This is a genomic window from Castellaniella defragrans (assembly GCF_014203015.1).
Classification (GTDB): Bacteria; Pseudomonadota; Gammaproteobacteria; order Burkholderiales; family Burkholderiaceae_B; genus Castellaniella; species Castellaniella defragrans.
Window position 1 is genome coordinate 22,815 of the sequence record NZ_JACHIB010000002.1, and the last position, 17,903, is coordinate 40,717.

Here is a 17,903-nt window from a genome sequence, read left to right on the forward strand (position 1 = left end):
TCATCGCCGATCCGGCGCCAAGACGCAAGACCGCGAAAACCACTACAGGCGCCGTCCATGCCCTTAACGACGGGACGACTCCAGGACACTGTACAACGACAGGCCGGTGCCGCGCGACCAGGCATTTACCCCGGCTTGCAGATCGAAACGTCCCTCGTTCCGGGACCGAAGAACTGAACCGCAGCCTGACCGCCTGGCCGCGGCTCGTCGCGCAGCGCAGCGCCCATCCCGTGGAAGACTTCCCGCCCGTGCCAATGACGGCGGGACGACTCCAGGACGCTGGACAGCGTGAGCCCCTCGGCGCGCGACCGGGCATCGATCCCGCCTTGCAGATCGGTGCGCCACAGGGTGGCACCCGCCCGGCGCCAGCGCTCCAGCACGCCGGTGTCCGGATGGCCGTGCCGGTTCCAGGCGCCGGCCTGGAAGATCACGTGGCGCGCGGCGGCGGCCCCGACGAAGGCGGCCGACGACGAGGTGCGCGAGCCGTGGTGCGCCGCTACGACCACGTCCGCCGGCGTCAGTCCGCGTTCGACCAGGGCCGTCTCGGCACGGATCTCGATGTCGCCCGTCAGCAGCAGGCTGTGATGCGCGCCGCGCACCCGCAACACGCAGCTGCCGGCGTTGGCTTCCGCGCCCGGGCGGCGCGCGCGCACGTCCAGCGGCCAGAGGAATTCAAATTCGACGCCGTCCAGGCGCCAGCGATCGCCGAAGCGGCAGGGAGCCGCCGCCCGCGGCAAGGGCGTGTCGGCGGCGCCCAGCTTGCGGGTCTCGGCGCGCAGCCAGGCATCCAGGTCGAAGGAAGCGAAAGCCTGCGCCACCGGCACCGCCGCCAGCACGCTGCGGACTCCGCCGGCATGATCCAGATCGGCATGGGACACGACCAGCGCGTCCAGGCGGCGCACGCCCAGGGCCTTCAAGGCGGGGACGATCGTGCGGACACCCTCGTCCGCATCCCGCGCGTGGCGCGCGCCGGCGTCGAACAGCAGCGTGTGCCGCGCCGTGCGGACCAGCAAGGCGCTGCCCTGCCCCACGTCCAGCGCACGCAGGTCCCACTCGCCATCGGCTGGACGGGCCGGCGGCCACAGCAGCATGGGCAGCAAGGCCAGCCAGGCCCAGGCGCGGCGGCGGCGCAATGGATCGGCCCAACCCCGGGCGCGGCGGCGCGATGGAGCGGTCCAATGCGCGGCCGCGCCGTAATGGGATGCAGCCATCGTCTCCCCATCCCCGCCCCGGCCCGGAACGGCGAAAGCCGTTCGTCCCGCCTCTGCCGGCTCGCCGAAAGGACCCGCCATGCGCTCTCCGGACGGCCGGCCGCCCGATCCACCCCCCGGCCAGAGCGCCACCGCCGCCCCGGCCAGCGCCAGCAGATACAGCCACGCCGGACCGGCCGGCACGGGCCAGGCCGGCAAGGCGGCCAGCCATTCGGTCGGCCGCATCATCAGGACCAGCGTGCCATGCGCGAGCCAGGCCAGGCCGGCGGCCACGGCGTCCAGCCCCGGCACCAGCGCCACGCCGGCCAGCAGCAACGACAGGGGCGTGACCAGCAGTTCGATGACGGGGATGGCGTAGGCGTTGGCCAGCGGGGACACCAGCGAGACCTCGTGAAAGGTCCAGGCCAGCGGCGGCGCCAGGGCCCAGGTGATCGCCCACTGCAGGCGCGCCGCGAGCATCAGGCCGCGCAGCCAGCGGTCGCGCCGCCGCTCGGCCGGGCGGGCGCCAGGCGCCGAACGAGGCACGGCCGCCGCCCTATTCCCGGCCTGCCCGCCCCCAGCCTGTTCATCGCCAGCCTGTTCATCGCCAGCCTGCTCATCGCCAGCCTGCTCACCCCCAGCCCGCCCATTCCTGATCGGCTCGTTCCCAGATGATTCATTCCCCGCCGGCTCGTTCCCGACCGGCTCATTCCCGACCGGCTCGTTCCCCGTCCGGTCATCCCCGAGCAGCCGCTCCCCGGCCGCTCCGTCCTCGCCGGCATTCTCCGCCCGCGCACTGACGGCCAGCAGCACGGCCACGGCCAGGAACGAGAGCCAGAATCCGCCCGCCAGCACCGCCCAGGGATCCGTCAGCACGACCGCCGCGGCCGCCAGGGCCAGCACCCGTGAACCGCTGACGCGCAGCTGCAGGGTCTGGGCGCCCGCCACCACGGCCAGCATCATGAAGGTGCGCCGCGCGGGCACGCCCCAGCCCGCCAGCAGGCAGTACAGCCAGGCGACCAGCAGCGCCGCGAGGGCGCCCGCCCGCCGGGCGGGCCAGCGCTCGGCCAGGCAGCGCCCGCGCCAGCGCAGACGGCGCCACAGGCCATACACCGCCAGCCCGCCCGCGCCGGCCAGCAGGGTGATGTGCGAACCGCTGATGGAGACCAGGTGGGTGATGCCGGTGCGGTTGAAGACGGCCCAGTCGGCATCGTCCACTCCGTCCTGGTCGCCGATGGCCAGCGCCCGCAGCACCGGCCCGTAGCGCAGGCCCTGCAGATGTGGCGCCATGGCCTCGCGCACCGCATGGCGCGCGCGCCCGGCGATCACGGACAGGCCCGCCCAGTCCTCGTCGCGCAGCCATTCCGGTGTGCCTCGCACCGTGCCCTGCGCACGGATGCCGGCGGCAAAGGCATGGGCCTCGGCATCGAAGGCATGCCGATTCTGCGCGGCGCGCACCGGCCGCAGCACCAGGGCCATGCGCCAGACCTGGCCGGGACGCACTTCGGGAAACGGAGGATCGGGCGGCCGCGCGGGCGCATAGGGGCCGCGCCAGCCGGCGGCCGGCCAGCGCACCCGCACGCGCTCCGGCACGCCGCCGGGATGCGCGTCCAGCACCACGGCCTCGAAAGCCACGAGGTCTGGCCGCAGCCGGGGCAGGCTGTCGACGCGCAGCGTCACCCGCGACACGCGGTCCACGTTGCCGTCGGCCAGCGCCTGTGCCAGCCGCGCCTGGGCGCACAGCACGGTGAAGACGAAACCGGCCCAGGCGCTCAGCAGGCACAGGATCGACGCGCGCAGCAGGACGCCGCGCCCCGGACCCGAACCGCGCCTCCAGGCCGATTCCATCGGACCGGCGCGATGATCGGCCGCACCTGGCCGCTCCGCCCAGCACGCCCCCACGCGCCGCATCGCACCGCCGTTCCGGACGGTCCCACGACCGGCCCGCCACGCCGCCCATGCCGCCAGCCCCGCCATGCAGGAAACCAGCGCCAGCGCACCGCCCCCCGGCAGATCGGCCAGCCGATGGGCGCCGAGCACGCCGCCCAGTCCCGCCGCCGTCATCGCGCGCCCGAGCATGCCTTCCCCCGAAAACGAATCCTCTTTCAGCTTATGGGGTGAACGGGCCGCCGGAACGCCTCACGCGCATTCCGGTCCAGGGGGGAAACCACGTAGTGCCTGGCAAGACCCGCTTGTGGAAAAGCGTCCGGCTTCAATAAGCTGTCGGATTGGCAACCCGCACATCTGGAGATCCCATGAAGGTCAAACGAATCGTCGCCAACATCCCGACACCCGAACCCGCCGCGGTGGATGCGTTCTACCGGGACATTCTGGATCTCGAACTCGCCATGGACCACGGCTGGCTCCGCACATACACAGGCCCCGGCAAGATGACGGTCCAGGTCAGCTTCGCAAGCCAGGGCGGTTCCGACACGCCCGTACCGGACCTGTCCATCGAGGTGGATGACCTCGATGAGGCCTTGCAACGCGTGCGGAAAGGCGGGATCCGGGTGGAATACGGTCCCGCCAACGAGCCGTGGGGCGTCCGCCGGTTCTACGTCAGGGACCCGCTCGGTACGCTCGTCAATATTCTTCAGCACGAATAGCTACGCGCCATCCGCCTCACCCAGGGCGCGCGCCAGCCGGGGCAGCACCCGGCGGGCATTGACGGCGCACTGCGCGATCAGCGCCTCGGCATCAAGACCGCGCAGCCCGGCCAGGACGCGGGCGATGCCGGCCGTCTGCGCCGGCTCGTTGCGCGCGGGCCGCGGCCGGCCGTCGGCGCCGCGCCCCAGCCAGGCGGGGGGAATGTCGGGCGCGTCGGTCTCCAGCACCAGGGTCTCGGCCGGCAACTGCGCGGCCAGACGGCGGATCTGCCGGGCGCGCTCGAAGGTCATGGCCCCGCCCAGCCCCAGGGCGAAGCCCTGCGCGATGAACTGCCCGGCCTGCTGGAAGCTGCCGTTGAAGGCATGGGCGATGCCGCCGATCGGCGGGCGGCGGCGCAGATGCTTGAGCAGCACGTCCTGCGACCGGCGCACGTGCAGCAGCACCGGCAGGCCGTGGCGCCGCGCCAGGTCCAGCTGGCGCGTGTAGAACCGTTCCTGGCGCTCGCGCCGTTCCGGCGCCCTGGCTTCCTCGACGAAGAAATCCAGCCCGATCTCGCCGACCGCCACCAGCCTGGGATCGTCGCGCGCCGCCGCCAGGGCGGCATCCAGCGCGTCCAGGTCCGCCTCGGCCGAGCGCTCCACGTACAGCGGGTGGATGCCCAGGGCGTAGCAGGCGCCCGGAGTGGCATGCGCCAGGTCCCGGACGGCCGCAAAGTTGGCGCGCGCCACGGCCGGGATCACGATGCCCCGGACGCCCGCGCGCCGCGCGCGCTCGATCACGGCGGGCCGGTCCGCGTCGAATTCCGCGGCGTCCAGGTGGCAATGGGTGTCGATCAGCATGGGCTCTCCGTTCGGGTAGCGGGCCTGCGGCCCGGCGCCGGTCAAACCGCCGGGCGACCGGGCATGGCCGGAAGCGGCCGCCCCGGGCCGCACCGCGGCAGCGCCGCGGGCGACCGGATGCAGCATGCGCCTGACCCGGCCCGTCCAGGCCCGCGGCCTACCCGGCCCTATCCACCTCGCCGCTTGCAAGCGGCTCGGATTCGTCAGGCATGGCGCAGTCCGCAGGGACTGCGCCATGTCCGGCCCTATCCACCTCGCCGCTTGCAAGCGGCTCGGATTCGTCAGGCATGGCGCAGTCCGCAGGGACTGCGCCATGTCCGGCCTCATCCAGCCGCCCCGCCTGCATGTGGAAGCGCCGGTGCGCCAGGGCCGCCAGCGCCGGATCGTGGGTGACGATGACGAAGGCCGTGCCCAGTTCCCGGTTGACGCGCGCCAGCAGCGCGAACATGGCGTCGGCCGTGTGCCGGTCCAGGTTGCCGGTGGGTTCGTCGGCCAGCACGCAGGCCGGCTGCGTCACCAATGCCCGCGCCAGGGCCACGCGCTGGCGCTCGCCGCCCGAGAGCTGGCCGGGGAAATGCATGGCCCGGTCCGCCAGGCCGACCTGGTCCAGGATCCCGGCGGCCTGCGCCCGGGCCTGCGCCCGCGAGCAGCGGCGCACGATCAGGGGCATGGCGACATTGTCCAGCGCGGTGAATTCCGGCAGCAGGTGATGGAACTGGTAGACGAAGCCCAGGGCCTGGTTGCGCAGGCGGCTGCGGCGCCGCTCGTCCAGCCCCGTGGCGGCCTGCCCGGCGATCCACAGCCGCCCCGCGTCGGGCTCGTCCAGCAGACCCAGCACGTGCAGCAGCGTGCTCTTGCCCGAGCCCGAGGCGCCGACGACGGCGACCATCTCGTGGGCGTGGACCGCCAGGCTGACATCGCGCAGGACCTCGACCCGCCCGGCGCCCTCGTCGTAGGTCTTGGCCAGGTGCTCGGCGCGCAGCACGGCGTCGGGGGCGGCGGAATCAGTCATGGCGCAGCACTCGGGCGGGTTGCAGGCGGGAGGCCCGCCAGCTGGGATACAGCGTGGCCAGCAGCGACAGGACCAGGGAGGTTCCGCCGATCACGGCGATGTCGCCCACCTGGGGATTGGACGGCAGCTCGCTGATGAAATAGATCTGCTGGGGCAGGAACTGGATGCCCAGCGCATGCTCGATCCAGGGCACGATCACGCCGATGTTGTAGGCCACCAGCGTGCCCAGCGCCATGCCTACCAGCGTGCCCACCACGCCGATCAGGGCGCCCTGGATGAGGAAGATGCGCGCGATCTCGGCCGGGGTGGCGCCCAGGGTGCGCAGGATGGCGATGTCGGAGCGCTTGTCCTTGACCGCCATCACCAGCGAGGACAGCAGGTTGAAGGCCGCCACCGCCACGATCAGGGTCAGGATCAGGAACATCATGCGCTTCTCGGTCTGCACGGCGGCGAACCAGGTGCGGTTGTTCTGGGTCCAGTCCATGGCCCGCACGCCCGCCGGCATCCGCTCCAGCAGGGAATGGGCCACCTGGGGGGCGCGCTGCATGTCGGCGATGCGCAGACGCACGCCGCTCACGCCGCTGTCGCGGAACACCCGGGCGGCGTCCCGCACGTCGATGAACACCAGCGAGGCATCGTATTCGTAGTAGCCGGAGGAAAAGATTCCCGACACCGTGAACTGACGCATGCGCGGCGTGAAGCCGGCCGGCGAGATCGAACCCTGCGGCGCCAGCAGCAGCACCGTGTCGCCCACCATCAGCCCCAGGGACTGGGCGATCTGGCTGCCCACCACCATGTTGAAGGAGCCGGGCGCCAGGCTGTCGAGCTTGCCCGAAGCCATCTGGCCGGCCAGGTCGGAGACCTCGGGCTCGATGGCCGGATCGATGCCGCGCACCTGCACGCCGCTCAGGCCCTGGCCGCGCGCCAGCATGCCCTGGGCCGCGACGAACGGCGCCGCGCCCCGCACGGCCGGGTCCCGGCGGGCGGCGTCGGCCAGGTCCCGCCAATGCTCCAGCACCTGCGCGTGATCCGAGCCGGGCACGTAGAGTTCGATGTGCGGCAGCACCGACAGCATGCGGTCGCGCACCTGGGTCTGGAAGCCGTTCATCACCGACAGGACGATGATCAGGGCCGCCACCCCCAGGCCGATGCCGGCCATGGAACTCGCCGCCACGAAGGACACGAAGCGGTCGCCGCGGCGTCCGCCCCGCCCCGCGCGGGCCAGGCCCGCGTAGCGCGCCCCTATCCACCATTCATACGCCATGCGTATCGCCATCCTCGTCCGATTGATACCCTACAATTCCGCCATGCACATCGTGATCCCCGGGGCATTGCCCGAACCCGAAGTCGCCGCCGAACTGGCGCCCCACCTGGCGCAACGCGCCCCCACCCTGGCCCGCTGGCTGGGCCTGGGCACGCCGAAGACGGCGGCCTGTCCGGCCTCGGACGCCTGGTGCACGCCGCTGGAACACTGGCTGCTTCGCGCAAGCGGATTCACGCCGGCACAAGACGAGCATATTAGCGCAGGACTGGGGCCGCTGCGCCTGCCCGGGGCGGACGACGAGCCCGTCTGGCTGGCCGAGCTGATCCACATGGCGCCTTCGCGCGACGGCGCGGCCCTGCTGCCGGCCGACACGCTGGCGATCACGGCCGAGCAGTCCGCCGCCCTGATGGAAGCCGCCCGCGAACTGATCGCCGACAGCGGCATCGGGCTGACGCCCGACACTCCCGATACCTGGCGGGTCCACTGGCCAGAACCGGTCCGCCTGGCCTGCGCCAGCCCGGCGCTGGTCGCCGTCAGCGCCGTCAACGACTGGTGGCCGCAGGACCCGGCGGCGCGGCCCTGGCGCCGCCTGGTCAACGGCCTGCAGATGGCCTGGTACGAACATCCGGTCAACCAGCAGCGCCAGGCGCAAGGCCTGGCGCCGGTCAACAGCCTGTGGCTGTACGGCGGCGCGCGCCGCAGCCAGCTGAGCCGCCCGCTGCCGGATGATCTGCGCATCGAGACCGCGCTGCAGGCCCATGCCGCGGCCCAGGACTGGGGCGGCTGGATCGAGGCGCTGGCGGACCTGGAGCGGCGCTGCTTCGCTCCCCTGGCCGGCGCCGCGCCCACGCTGGTGCTGACCGGGCGCGAACGCACCGTGGAACTGGATGCGCGCGGCGGCTGGCTGCGGCGCCTGCGTCCGCACGACTGGAGGCGCTGGTGGTGCGCCCGCTGATCCTCGCGCGCACCGCCGACCCGGCCCGCACCCGGGCCCTGGCGGCGGCCGGCGCCCACCCTCTGCTGGCCCGCCTGTGGGCCGCCCGCGGCCTGGAACAGGCCGGCCCCACCGAATGGGCCGCCCTCATCCCCCCCGCCCGGCTCGGCTGCGTCGATCAGGCCGGCGAGCTGCTGGCCGACGCGATCCAGGCCGGACGGCGGCTGCTGATCGTGGCCGACTACGACTGCGACGGCGCCACCGCCTGCGCCGTGGCCGTGCGCGCCCTGCGCGAGATGGGCGCGCGGGTCGATTTCCTGGTCCCCAACCGTTTCGAGACCGGCTACGGCCTGTCCCCGGCGGTGGTCGAGCTGGCCTGCCGCCATCCGGCCGGCAAGCCGGACCTGCTGGTGACGGTGGACAACGGCATCGCCAGCATCGAAGGCGTCGCCGCCGCGCGCGACGCGGGAATCGAGGTCATCGTCACCGACCACCACCTGCCCGGCCCCGACCTGCCCGACGCCCTGGTCATCGTCAATCCGAACCAGGCCGGCTGCGGCTTTCCCTCCAAGCACCTGGCCGGCGTGGGCGTGATCTTCTACGTCATGCTGGCCCTGCGCGCCGCGCTGCGCGCGCGCGGCGTCCTGTCCCCCAAGGGCGGCCCGAAGCTCGAAGCCTACGCCGACCTGGTGGCCCTGGGCACGGTGGCCGACGTGGTGCGCCTGGACGCCAACAACCGGCTGCTGGTCGGCCAGGGGCTGCGGCGCATCCGCCAGGGGCGCATGCAGGCCGGGCTGGCGGCCCTGTTCGAGGTCGCCGGCCGCGATCCGGCGCGGGCCGGCACGGACGACCTGGGCTTCGCCCTGGGGCCGCGCATCAACGCCGCCGGCCGCATGGCCGACATGAGCCTGGGCATCCACTGCCTGCTGGAGGACGATCCCGGCCGCGCCCTGGAACTGGCCCGGGCGCTGGACGAGATCAACCGCGAACGCCGCGTCCGGGAAACCGTCATGCGCGACGAAGCCCTGGCGCAGCTGGACGCGACCGCCCAGGCCCGCGCCGCCAGCGTCTGCGTCTGGCAGCCGGGCTGGCATCAGGGCGTGATCGGCCTGGTGGCCTCGCGCCTGAAGGAAACCTACTGGCGCCCCGCCCTGGCCTTCGCGCCGGACGACGGCGACACCCTGCGCGGCTCGGGCCGCTCGATTCCCGAAGTCCACCTGCGCGACGCGCTGGACCTCGTCAGCAAGCGGCTGCCGGGCGCGATCCTGCAGTTCGGCGGCCACGCCATGGCGGCCGGCCTGACGCTGCGCACGGCGGCCTTCGACGATTTTTCGCGGCAGTTCGACGCCGCCGTGCGCACCCTGGGCGGGCGCGAATCCTTCGAGCCGCGCCTGGACACCGACGGTTCGCTGGAACCGGACTACCTGACCGTGGAAACCGCCGGCCTGCTGGCCGACCAGATCTGGGGCGCCGGATTCCCGCCGCCCCTGTTCCAGGACCGCTTCCGCGTCCTGCACCAGCGCCTGCTGAAGGACAGGCACCTGAAACTGTTCCTGGAGCGCGACGGCCTGCGCCTGGACGCCATCTGGTTCAATCACGCCGACCTCCTGCCCGACGCCATCGAGGCCGTCTACCGGCTGGACTGCAATACCTGGGGAGGGCGCAGCAGCGTGCAGCTGCTGATCGAGGACGCGCGGGACGCGGCCTGAGGGCGGCCCGGGGATCGCCGCGCGCCGCGGCCGCCCCGCCGCAAGCCGCGCAGTCGAATAGCCGCGCAGCCGCGGCCGGCCCCCCGGACCGCGGCCGCGCCGTTCAGCCCGGCGCGGCGCCGGAGCGCGTCGGCCACGCGGCCAGCAGCAGGCCCGCCAGGGCCAGGCCGAAGGCCAGGGCCTGCGGCACGCCGAAGGGCTCGTCCAGCATCCAGACCCCGACGCAGGCCGACCCGACCGGCAGCATCACGGTGAACACCCCCGCGCGCGAGGCCGGCACGCGGCGCAGGCCGGTCATCCACAGCCAGATGGTCCAGCTCGACGCCAGGCCGTAGAACAGCAGCAGCCCCCACACCGTCCAGGACACCGCGCCGAAGTCGAACCGCCAGGCGGCCCAGGCGCCCGCCGGCAGCATCAGCGCGAAACCCCACAGGTTCATCAGGGCGCTGATGCGCCGCGACGACAGGACCGCCGTCAGGCGCTTGCCGATCACGGCATAGCAGGCCTCGCACAGCACCGCGCCGCCCAGCAGCGCGTAGCCCAGCCAGAGGTCCTCCCCGCTGCCGGCCGGACCGCCCGCCGCCTGCGCCGGCCCGGGCCGCGCCAGCGCCAGCAGGGCGATGCCGGAGACGGCGCAGGCGATGGCCGCCAGCACGCGCGGACGGATCGCCTCGCGCAGCACGACGCGGCTGAGCAGCGCGATCGCGGCCGGGATGGCCGACATCACGACCCCGGCCGCCACGGCGCCGCTGAGGCTGACGCCCAGCACCATGAAGACCGTGAAGAGGAAGCTGCCGATGAAGGCTTCCAGGAACACCAGCAGGCGCACGCGCGCGGTGGGCGCGGGCTCCGCGGCCGGCCGGCGCAGCCAGTGCAGCATGCCGGCGCCGCCGATGCCGAAGCGCAGCCAGCCCAGCAGGAACACGGGAAACACGGCCGCCAGCGGCTTGCTCAGGGCCACGCAGGCGCCGACCACGAACATGCTAGCCGCCAGGCTGCCGTAGGACAGCAGCGGCGGCGGCCCGTCTCCCCGCGCATCCAGGCTCATGGCGCGCTCACTCGCGCGGCTGCCGCGAGGACAGGACGATGCCGCCGATGATCAGGGCGAAGGCCAGCGCGTGGAAAATCCGCGGGTGCTCGCCCAGCAGCCCCAGCGACAGCAGGGCGGCGATCAGCGGCGTCAGGTTGTTGAAGAAGCCCGCCAGGGTGGGGCCGACGCGCTGCACGCCGGCGCCCCAGCAGCGGAAAGCGATCACCGCCGGGCCGACGGCGACGAAGGCCACGGTCAGCGCCAGCGGCCAGCCCCAGTCGATCCGCCAGTCCGTCAGCCCCCATTCGAGCGCCGCGAACAGGCCCGACCAGGCCACGCCGTAGACCACCTGCCCCAGCAGGAAGCCGGCCCAATGGGCCCGCACCGGCGCGTCGGCCGGCACCCGCGTCAGCTGCCAGCTGTAGAAGGCCCAGACGATGGTGGCCAGCACCATCAGCAGGTCCCCGGCGACGAAGTGCAGCGTCAGCAGCTGTTCCCAGTTTCCCTGGGACAGCACCACGGCCACCCCCGCCAGCGACAGCACCGAGCCCGCCACCTGGGCCGGCCGGATCGCCACGCCGTGGAACACGCGGCCCACGATCAGCATCCACACCGGCATGCTGGCCGCCACCAGCGTCACGTTCACCGGCGTCGAGGTATGCAGCGCAAGGTACTGCAACGAGTTGTAGAGCCCCACGCCCAGCAGGCCCAGCACGGCGTAGCGCCGCCATTCCCGCCAGACGGCGCTGCCCGCGCGCAGCACCCGATAGCCCACGGGCAGGAGCAGCAGCAGGGCCACCGCCCAGCGCAGGAAATTGAGGGTCAGGGGAGGCACCATCTGGGCCACCGCCCGGCCGACGACGGCGTTGCCCGCCCACAACAGGGGGGGAATCAGCAACAGGGCCGCTGTGCCGGGGCTCATTCGTTCATTCATGCGGATCGGGAAACAGGAACTCAGCCGGAATTCTACCCGCACCGCTACCCGCACCGCCCGGCGCGCCGGCTCCGCGTCCCACCGCGCAGGCGAAACGCCGCGCCATGCACCCGAAATCCCCGTCATGGATTCTTGACGAATCCCTGATGAATTCCCTGATGAATTCTTGACATAAGATGCCTCAAGCACTATGATTATAAGTACTTGATAATCAGCGGTTTTCAATTCTGGCAGCTTTTTTGCCGGTCTACGCGGGATTTTCCCGCCGTCCCTTCGGGGGTTTTACGCCCCTGCCCGGATTCCGATCGCCCCCGCGACCCCGTCCGCATGCCGCGCCCCCGGCGCACCGCGTGCCCGCTGATTTTTTGTCCCTACACCGGAGCGCACCACCATGGCCAAAGAAGAACTGCTCGAAATGCACGGATCCGTGACGGAAGTCCTGCCGGATTCCCGTTTCCGCGTGACGCTGGACAACGGGCACCCGGTCATCGCCTACACCGGCGGCAAGATGCGCAAGCACCACATCCGCATCCTGGCGGGCGACCAGGTCACCCTGGAAATGTCGCCCTACGACCTCACCAAGGGCCGCATCACCTTCCGCCACCTGAACCGCGGTCCCGGCGCCAGCAGCGCGCCGGCTCCCCGCCGCCGCCACTGATCCCGCCCGCGCCCCTTCTCCGGCGCAACCGCCGGACCGGGTCCGCGTCCTCCGCGCCCGGCGATCCTCCGGCATCGCCCGCCGCCCGTCCCGGACTCAGTGGCAGTCCGGCACCGTCTGATCCAGATACACCTCGAACGCTATGTCCCGGGCCTGCAGGCGCGCCAGCGCGCGCAGCCGCTCCGGCGACGTGGCCTGCCGCATGGCCGCCTCGCGCGGCGCCGCCAGACCATCGCGCGTCAGGCGGGTGAGCGTCAGCGTCCGATAGGGCGCCAGCTGCGCCGAGAATTTCTTCCACTCGGGAAACGCCAGCAGCGCCTTGAGGAAATCCTCGTCCTGCACGGCCGCGTCGCACTGGCCGATCCGCAGCGCCAGCAGCGCGTCGGCCGCGGAGGGGTAAAGCTGCTCGATCGCGCCGAAACGCGCCGACAGTTCGCCGGAGGCGCGGCCGTCGGCGCTCAGGCACACGGTCCGGCCGCTCAGGTCGGACCATGCACGGATGTCGGTATCGGTGCGCATGATGGCCATGGGGCTGGCCGACCAGGCCAGCGCCGCGGCGCGCACGCCCGCCGGCGGCACGGCATCGTCGCCGGACCACACCCCCACCCAGGCATCCAGCGCGCCCTCGGCGACCTGCCGCGCGGCCTGCCCGGCCGCCACGGCCCGCAGGGTGCCGCCGCCCTGCTCCGCCCGCCCCGCCAGGACCTCGATGCGGGCCGGGGTGCGGACCTTGGCGCCCGGCGCCTGGGGCGCCGGCACCGCCGCCACGCCCAGGACCCAGCCCTCGCCCGCCGCCGCGGCGGCCGCCGGCGCATCCCCGGCGGATGCCGCCAGGCCGGCCCGCGGCAGCGCCAGCGCCCCGGCCACCAGGCTCGCCAGCAGCCCCGTCATCAGGCCCGCCAGCGGCCCCCTCGGCAGACCGGTCCGCGGGAATGGACCGGTCCGCGGGAATGGATTCGCAGCTTCCTTCATGGCTTCGCCCCTCCCGGCCGCCGGCCGGGCCTCACACGTATTGATAGCGCAGCACCTTGCGCTTGATGTTTTCCAGGAACACCTGGTCGATCAGCGTGGCCAGGATGGCGATGGTCAGGATGTTGGCCATCACGCCCACCATGTCGGCCGTCTCGCCCGCATAGGCCAGCGAGCGGCCCAGCCCCTGGCCGAAGCCGATCAGCATCTCGGCCGAGATCAGCGCCCGCCAGGCGTTGCCGAAGGCCAGCTGGGCGCCGGTGATGAGCTCGGGCATGACGGCGGGCAGGTAGACGCGCCGCAGCATGTCCCAGGGATTGGCGCCCATGACCCGGGCCGCCGACACGTGGGTCTGCAGCACGCTTTCGGTCGCGTTCATGACCGACAGGGCCGCCGGGAAGAACGCGGCCAGCGCGATCACCACGATGATGGGCACATTGCCGAAGCCCATCAGGATCAGGAACAGCGGCACCCAGGCGATCGAGGGGATCGACTGCAGCACGATGATGGCGGACTTCAGGACTTCGCGGAAGAACACCAGCAGCCCCCCCGCGAGGCCGAAGCCGATGCCGAACAGCAGCGCGAAGCCGTAGCCGACGCCCAGCCGCCCCATGCTGCCGGCCAGGATGGCGCGGAATTCGGCGGTCTGGATGTCGTGCCACACGCGCTCCAGCACCTTGGGCACGCCGGGCATCAGGAAGTCCGGCAGGGTCCAGGCGGCCATCTGCCAGAACAGCAGGATGGCGGCGATGGCGATCAGCATGGCCAGCTTGCGCGCGGCCGGGGAGAGGCGTCGTTTTTTGCTCATGGATTCCAGACACGGCATGGCCGGGATCGGGGAAGCGCTGGACGAATCCACGAGCCGCGGCATCCGCCCGCCGCTCGGCCCATCCAGCGTTTCCCTGCCCGGCCATCGAGAAGTTTCAGGCTCGTTCATGCGCGGCGGCGCACCGCCGCGCCGCGTGGAGGAGCCTACGGGCGGGGTGCCATTATCGCGCACCCCGCCGTCCGGCGCATCAGAGCTTGCGGGTCTGCTGCCAGTCCAGGTCGACGATGGACTTCACCTCGTAGGGCTTGCCGTCCTGGGTCTTGAGCGCGCCCTGGGCCTGCATGATGTCGGCCACTTCCTGCATGCGCGCCAGATCCTGCGGCGTCAGCGCGGCATTGAAGGTCTGGGTCTGGATCGCCTTGCTGATGATCTGCTCGCGCGGCAGGTCGCCATGCTCCAGGGTCTTCAGGGTCGGCTCGGCGATGAAGTAGCCGGCGATCAGCTTGGCGGCCTCGTCGGGCTTGCTCTGCAGCAGATCGATGGCCTCGCGCTGGGCATCCAGCGACTTCCAGACCAGGTCCTTCCTGTTCCTCAGGGTCTCGCCCGAGGTGATCGTCACCATGCAGGGGAAGGGCCAGACTTCGCCGACCTCGTAGATCTGCTTGACCGGCGCGATCAACTGGGCGATGCTGGCCTGGGGCTCGAACAGGAAGGCGGCGTCCACGCGCTTGCCGACCAGGGACTGCACGGCCACCTGCGGGCTCACGCCCATCACCGTCACGTCCTCGGGCGCCAGGCCGGCGTTCTTCAGCACCACGCCGCGCAGCACCGTATCGGCCGTGCTGCCTTCTTTCTGGGAAGCCAGGGTGTGGCCCTTCAGGCCGGCCACGTCCTTGATGCCCGTGTCCTCGCGCACCACCAGCGCGTGGAAGCCGCGCTGCGCGCCGGCCACCACTTTCAGGTCCGCGCCGCGCGAGGACCAGGAGGCCGCGTTGGTGAAGCCCAGCACGCCGGTGTCGAGCTGACCGCCGACGATGGCCTTGATCAGATCGGTGCCCGACTTGAACTCGATCAGCTGCACGTCCAGGCCCTGCTTCTCGTAGAACTTGCCCTCGTAGGCGGCGATGGCCTGGGCGTCGTCCATGACGCGGATGTAGCCGACCTTGAAGGGTTCGGCGGCCTGCGCCTGGGACGCCAGCGTCAGCGCGGCGAGCAGGGGAATCAGGAAACGAATTTTCATGCTGCGAGTTCCTCGGAAATGGAAGATGCGTGTTCGGTGTCGTCGACGATGCCCAGCAGGCCCAGGATTTCCCGGCGCATGGCGGCGAAGTTCGACAGGTCGTGGGTCTTGTCGGTGTCCGACAGGTGGAATTCCTTCAGCACGCGCGACGGCCGGGCGCTGAACACCAGGATGCGGTCGGCCAGGAACAGCGCCTCGTCCACGTCGTGGGTCACCAGCAGCACCGTGGGCCGTGTTTCGCGGATCAGGGTGCGCAGGGCGTCCTGCAGCGTCATGCGGGTGAGCGCGTCCAGCGCGCCGAAGGGCTCGTCGAGCAGCAGCACCTCGGGGTGCGTGATGAAGGCGCGCGCCAGGGCGCAGCGCTGGCGCATGCCGCCCGAGACCTGGTGCGGGAAATAGTCCTCGAAGCCCTTGAGGCGGACCTTCTCCAGCCACAGCCGCGCCTGGCGCTGCGCCTCGGCGCGGCCGACCTTCTGCAGCTCCAGAGCCATGGCCACGTTCTGCACCAGGGTCAGCCAGGGGTACAGCGCGTTTTCCTGGAACATCAGCATGCGGCTGGGATCGGGCTTGCGCACCGGCCGCCCGTCGGCCAGCACCTGGCCGGACGAAGGCTTTTCCAGGCCCGCAGCCATGTGCAACAGGGTGGACTTGCCGCAGCCCGACGGCCCGACCAGCGCCACCAGCTCGCCCGGCGCGATGTCGCGCTCGAAGTGTTCGACCACCCGCAGGTCGCCGAAATGCTTTTCAACCTGTTGGAAAGAGAGATTCATATGCGCGGCCGGCGGGAAAGAAATCGGTATCAAGGATGTTCGATACTTTAACGATCCAGCTTAATGAGCAACAACGATTCATTCACCATTTCTTTATTTCTTATGGGAATATAAAGAAGGGACCGCGGCTGGAACGGAAGCGGGCCGCGGCGCTACGATAGGGCATCCGCCACCCTGGAACCCCCTTCCCCATGTCCAGTCCGTCCTCTCCGGATCCGCTCGCCCGGCTGCTGGCCGTCCATGCCGGGACCCGCCGGCGCCTCCAGGCGCTCGCCGGCGCGGAGGCGTCCGACCCGCGCGCCGCCATCGCCTGGATCGAAGGCCCCGCGCGCATCGCGCACGACATCCTGGAGCAGCGCCTGTTTCCCGCCCTGATCGAATCGATGGCGGGATCCGACGCCGTGTGCCTGAAGGGCATGACCGGCGGCCTGGCGCGGGGCCGCGCCGACCTGGACCGGCGCTGGCGCCAGGCCGTCCGCCCCGTCCTGGAAGGGCGTGCCGATGCGGCCGGCCGTGATGCCCGCGACGCCCTCGCCGCCCGTGAAGCCCTTGATGCCCGTGAAGCCCGTGATACCCGCGACGCCCATGAAGTCCGCGACGCCCATGAAGCCCTCGCCGCCTGGACCGGCGACTACCTGGCCTGGCTGACGCGCGCCGACGAGGAACTGCTGCCCATGGCGGCCCGCCTGCTGGACGACGCCGCCCTGGACGAGCTGACGGCCGACTGCGCCCGGCTCGACGGCACCGCCTGATCGGCACCGCCTGATCCGGCCCGCGGCCGGCCCCGGGACCGGAACGCGGCCGGCCTCAACCCGGGGCCGGCCGCCCCCGCGCCAGGCGCAGCAGGCGGCGGACCATCGCGGCGAAGGTCAGCAGCCAGCCCAGCCAGGCCGCGTACAGGAACGCGGGGGGCAGGAAGCCCAGGAAGTCGAAGCCCATCGCATGATTCATCTGCCAGGTGCAGGCGGCGTACATGCCCAGCGGGAAGATCGCGCCCCAGTACAGCGGATCGTAGCTGAACGGAAAGCGCTGGAAGACGTAGCGCCAGATCCCCAGCAGCAGCAGCATCGGGATCCACCAGGTCCCGGTGGCCCAGTAGAACACCGTGAAGCCCTTCAGGAAGGGCAGCAGCGACACCAGGTACGGCGCCTGGGGCGCGTTCAGGATCAGCAGCGAGCCGGCCAGGGTGGAGATCGCCATGGCGCCCATGTTGATCCAGTACGGCGGCGACAGGTCGCCCGGCGAGAAGGGAAAGAAGCTGTAGCGGTAGAAGATCAGCGACATCATCCAGATGTACAGCATCCCGCCCCACAGCCACATCGACAGCGCCATCAGGTTCAGCTCCAGGCGGAAGGGCTGTCCGCTGCGGGCCGCCAGCAGCGCGCTGGACACCGCCAGCGCCTGGGTCGCCACCACCGCCAGCAGCCAGGCGCCGCTGATGCTGCGGTCCAGCGGCGGCTTGTCCTTTTTCACCGTGAAGGCGGTGAAGATCGTGTAGGTCAGCCCCACCCACAGGACCACGGCCAGCACCCACAGGGCGAAGCCCGTGGCGAGGTCGTCGCGCAGCAGGACGAACTGGCTGGAGAGGATGCCGGTGGCCGCCACCATCGTGAAATAGCCCGGCCCCTTGGCGTGGTCGATCATGTCGCCGAAGAAGCGCCGGGGGAACCGCCACGCGCGCAGCAGGTAGGCCAGCCACAGCGCCACGTACTGGACCGCGTTCAGGGCGAACAGCGCCCGCGCCAGCCGCGGATGGCCCATCATGTCCGAGGCCAGCGAAACGATGCCGGTGGCCATCACCAGGCCGAAATACGCCGGCGACAGCCCGCGCAGGGGTTCTTGCCACCACGGCGGCGCGGTGTCCGCGGGCTTGAGCCCGCGCGGGCCGGCGGGAGCGGGTACGCGGCGGTCCGGTTCCGGTGCTTGCATGGCGGGGGCCTCCTTCTGGTTTGGCGCTGCGCCGCCCTCCGGCGCCCCT

The 17,903-nt window shown here is 71.8% G+C and carries 15 protein-coding genes and 1 pseudogene; 5 read left to right on the forward strand and 11 right to left on the reverse strand.

What is annotated here, in order from left to right:
* Positions 1-125: 125 nt before the first annotated feature.
* Entirely contained in the window at positions 126-3,269 is a 3,144-nt protein-coding gene (locus HNR28_RS18210; RefSeq protein ID WP_151025203.1) for a ComEC/Rec2 family competence protein, read from the reverse strand.
* A 176-nt stretch (positions 3,270-3,445) separates the two neighbouring features.
* Here HNR28_RS18210 and HNR28_RS01360 point away from each other — a divergent pair, with 176 nt between their 5' ends.
* Positions 3,446-3,796, forward strand: coding sequence for a VOC family protein (locus HNR28_RS01360; protein WP_151025202.1), 351 nt, complete (start codon positions 3,446-3,448; stop codon positions 3,794-3,796).
* Here the strand turns inward: HNR28_RS01360 and HNR28_RS01365 are convergent, their stop codons facing one another.
* From HNR28_RS01365 to HNR28_RS01375, 3 genes and pseudogenes are all read right to left on the reverse strand, one after another.
* Positions 3,797-4,636, reverse strand: coding sequence for a TatD family hydrolase (locus tag HNR28_RS01365; RefSeq protein ID WP_151025201.1), 840 nt, complete (start codon positions 4,634-4,636; stop codon positions 3,797-3,799).
* 328 nt (positions 4,637-4,964) lie between these two features.
* Positions 4,965-5,648, reverse strand: a pseudogene (locus HNR28_RS01370) (ABC transporter ATP-binding protein); the annotation flags it as partial.
* A complete protein-coding gene (locus HNR28_RS01375) occupies positions 5,641-6,912 on the reverse strand; it encodes a lipoprotein-releasing ABC transporter permease subunit (protein WP_151025199.1) in 1,272 nt (423 codons plus the stop codon). The gene HNR28_RS01375 and the pseudogene HNR28_RS01370, both read right to left, overlap by 8 nt.
* Positions 6,913-6,955: 43 nt before the next feature.
* Here HNR28_RS01375 and HNR28_RS01380 point away from each other — a divergent pair, with 43 nt between their 5' ends.
* The gene (locus HNR28_RS01380; RefSeq protein WP_170288508.1) at positions 6,956-7,867 is read left to right on the forward strand and encodes a hypothetical protein; all 912 of its coding nucleotides are present in this window, start codon (positions 6,956-6,958) and stop codon (positions 7,865-7,867) included.
* Positions 7,852-9,555, forward strand: coding sequence for a single-stranded-DNA-specific exonuclease RecJ (gene recJ / locus HNR28_RS01385; RefSeq protein ID WP_151025197.1), 1,704 nt, complete (start codon positions 7,852-7,854; stop codon positions 9,553-9,555). Before HNR28_RS01380 ends, recJ begins: the two co-directional genes overlap by 16 nt.
* A 103-nt stretch (positions 9,556-9,658) precedes the next feature.
* Here the strand turns inward: recJ and HNR28_RS01390 are convergent, their stop codons facing one another.
* Together HNR28_RS01390 and HNR28_RS01395 are read right to left on the reverse strand one after the other, a co-directional pair.
* Positions 9,659-10,603: a DMT family transporter gene (locus tag HNR28_RS01390; RefSeq protein ID WP_244978157.1), complete on the reverse strand. Its 945-nt coding sequence runs from the start codon at positions 10,601-10,603 to the stop codon at positions 9,659-9,661.
* Between the two features lie 7 nt (positions 10,604-10,610).
* On the reverse strand, positions 10,611-11,519 hold the full coding sequence (locus tag HNR28_RS01395; protein ID WP_043682896.1) for a DMT family transporter: 909 nt from the start codon (positions 11,517-11,519) through the stop codon (positions 10,611-10,613).
* A gap of 391 nt (positions 11,520-11,910) precedes the next feature.
* Between HNR28_RS01395 and infA the strand changes: the two genes are divergently transcribed.
* Positions 11,911-12,177, forward strand: coding sequence for a translation initiation factor IF-1 (gene infA / locus HNR28_RS01400; protein WP_043682898.1), 267 nt, complete (start codon positions 11,911-11,913; stop codon positions 12,175-12,177).
* A gap of 96 nt (positions 12,178-12,273) precedes the next feature.
* Here infA and HNR28_RS01405 read toward each other — a convergent pair whose 3' ends face one another.
* From HNR28_RS01405 to HNR28_RS01420, 4 genes are all read right to left on the reverse strand, one after another.
* Complete coding sequence (locus HNR28_RS01405) at positions 12,274-13,068, reverse strand: type 2 periplasmic-binding domain-containing protein (protein ID WP_184142452.1); 795 nt, start codon at positions 13,066-13,068, stop codon at positions 12,274-12,276.
* A gap of 112 nt (positions 13,069-13,180) precedes the next feature.
* Entirely contained in the window at positions 13,181-13,909 is a 729-nt protein-coding gene (locus HNR28_RS01410; protein WP_151025033.1) for an ABC transporter permease, read from the reverse strand.
* A 253-nt stretch (positions 13,910-14,162) separates the two neighbouring features.
* On the reverse strand, positions 14,163-15,155 hold the full coding sequence (locus HNR28_RS01415; RefSeq protein ID WP_151025023.1) for an ABC transporter substrate-binding protein: 993 nt from the start codon (positions 15,153-15,155) through the stop codon (positions 14,163-14,165).
* The gene (locus HNR28_RS01420) at positions 15,152-15,925 is read right to left on the reverse strand and encodes an ABC transporter ATP-binding protein (RefSeq protein ID WP_151025024.1); all 774 of its coding nucleotides are present in this window, start codon (positions 15,923-15,925) and stop codon (positions 15,152-15,154) included. The genes HNR28_RS01415 and HNR28_RS01420 overlap by 4 nt, the downstream gene beginning before the upstream one ends.
* 191 nt (positions 15,926-16,116) lie before the next feature.
* Between HNR28_RS01420 and HNR28_RS01425 the strand changes: the two genes are divergently transcribed.
* The gene (locus HNR28_RS01425) at positions 16,117-16,677 is read left to right on the forward strand and encodes a hypothetical protein (RefSeq protein WP_151025025.1); all 561 of its coding nucleotides are present in this window, start codon (positions 16,117-16,119) and stop codon (positions 16,675-16,677) included.
* Between the two features lie 55 nt (positions 16,678-16,732).
* Here the strand turns inward: HNR28_RS01425 and HNR28_RS01430 are convergent, their stop codons facing one another.
* Complete coding sequence (locus HNR28_RS01430) at positions 16,733-17,854, reverse strand: tellurite resistance/C4-dicarboxylate transporter family protein (RefSeq protein ID WP_151025026.1); 1,122 nt, start codon at positions 17,852-17,854, stop codon at positions 16,733-16,735.
* Positions 17,855-17,903: the final 49 nt, after the last annotated feature.

Bases quoted from the DNA above. Each gene is read 5' to 3' on its own strand.
- HNR28_RS18210 (WP_151025203.1), bottom strand. From the start codon at position 3,269: ATGCTCGGGCGCGCGATGACGGCGGCGGGACTGGGCGGCGTGCTCGGC.
- HNR28_RS01360 (WP_151025202.1), top strand. From the start codon at position 3,446: ATGAAGGTCAAACGAATCGTCGCCAACATCCCGACACCCGAACCCGCC.
- HNR28_RS01365 (WP_151025201.1), bottom strand. From the start codon at position 4,636: ATGCTGATCGACACCCATTGCCACCTGGACGCCGCGGAATTCGACGCG.
- HNR28_RS01375 (WP_151025199.1), bottom strand. From the start codon at position 6,912: ATGGCGTATGAATGGTGGATAGGGGCGCGCTACGCGGGCCTGGCCCGC.
- HNR28_RS01380 (WP_170288508.1), top strand. From the start codon at position 6,956: ATGCACATCGTGATCCCCGGGGCATTGCCCGAACCCGAAGTCGCCGCC.
- HNR28_RS01390 (WP_244978157.1), bottom strand. From the start codon at position 10,603: ATGAGCCTGGATGCGCGGGGAGACGGGCCGCCGCCGCTGCTGTCCTAC.
- HNR28_RS01395 (WP_043682896.1), bottom strand. From the start codon at position 11,519: ATGAATGAACGAATGAGCCCCGGCACAGCGGCCCTGTTGCTGATTCCC.
- infA (WP_043682898.1), top strand. From the start codon at position 11,911: ATGGCCAAAGAAGAACTGCTCGAAATGCACGGATCCGTGACGGAAGTC.
- HNR28_RS01405 (WP_184142452.1), bottom strand. From the start codon at position 13,068: ATGACGGGGCTGCTGGCGAGCCTGGTGGCCGGGGCGCTGGCGCTGCCG.
- HNR28_RS01410 (WP_151025033.1), bottom strand. From the start codon at position 13,909: ATGCTGATCGCCATCGCCGCCATCCTGCTGTTCTGGCAGATGGCCGCC.
- HNR28_RS01415 (WP_151025023.1), bottom strand. From the start codon at position 15,155: ATGAAAATTCGTTTCCTGATTCCCCTGCTCGCCGCGCTGACGCTGGCG.
- HNR28_RS01420 (WP_151025024.1), bottom strand. From the start codon at position 15,925: ATGAATCTCTCTTTCCAACAGGTTGAAAAGCATTTCGGCGACCTGCGG.
- HNR28_RS01425 (WP_151025025.1), top strand. From the start codon at position 16,117: ATGTCCAGTCCGTCCTCTCCGGATCCGCTCGCCCGGCTGCTGGCCGTC.
- HNR28_RS01430 (WP_151025026.1), bottom strand. From the start codon at position 17,854: ATGCAAGCACCGGAACCGGACCGCCGCGTACCCGCTCCCGCCGGCCCG.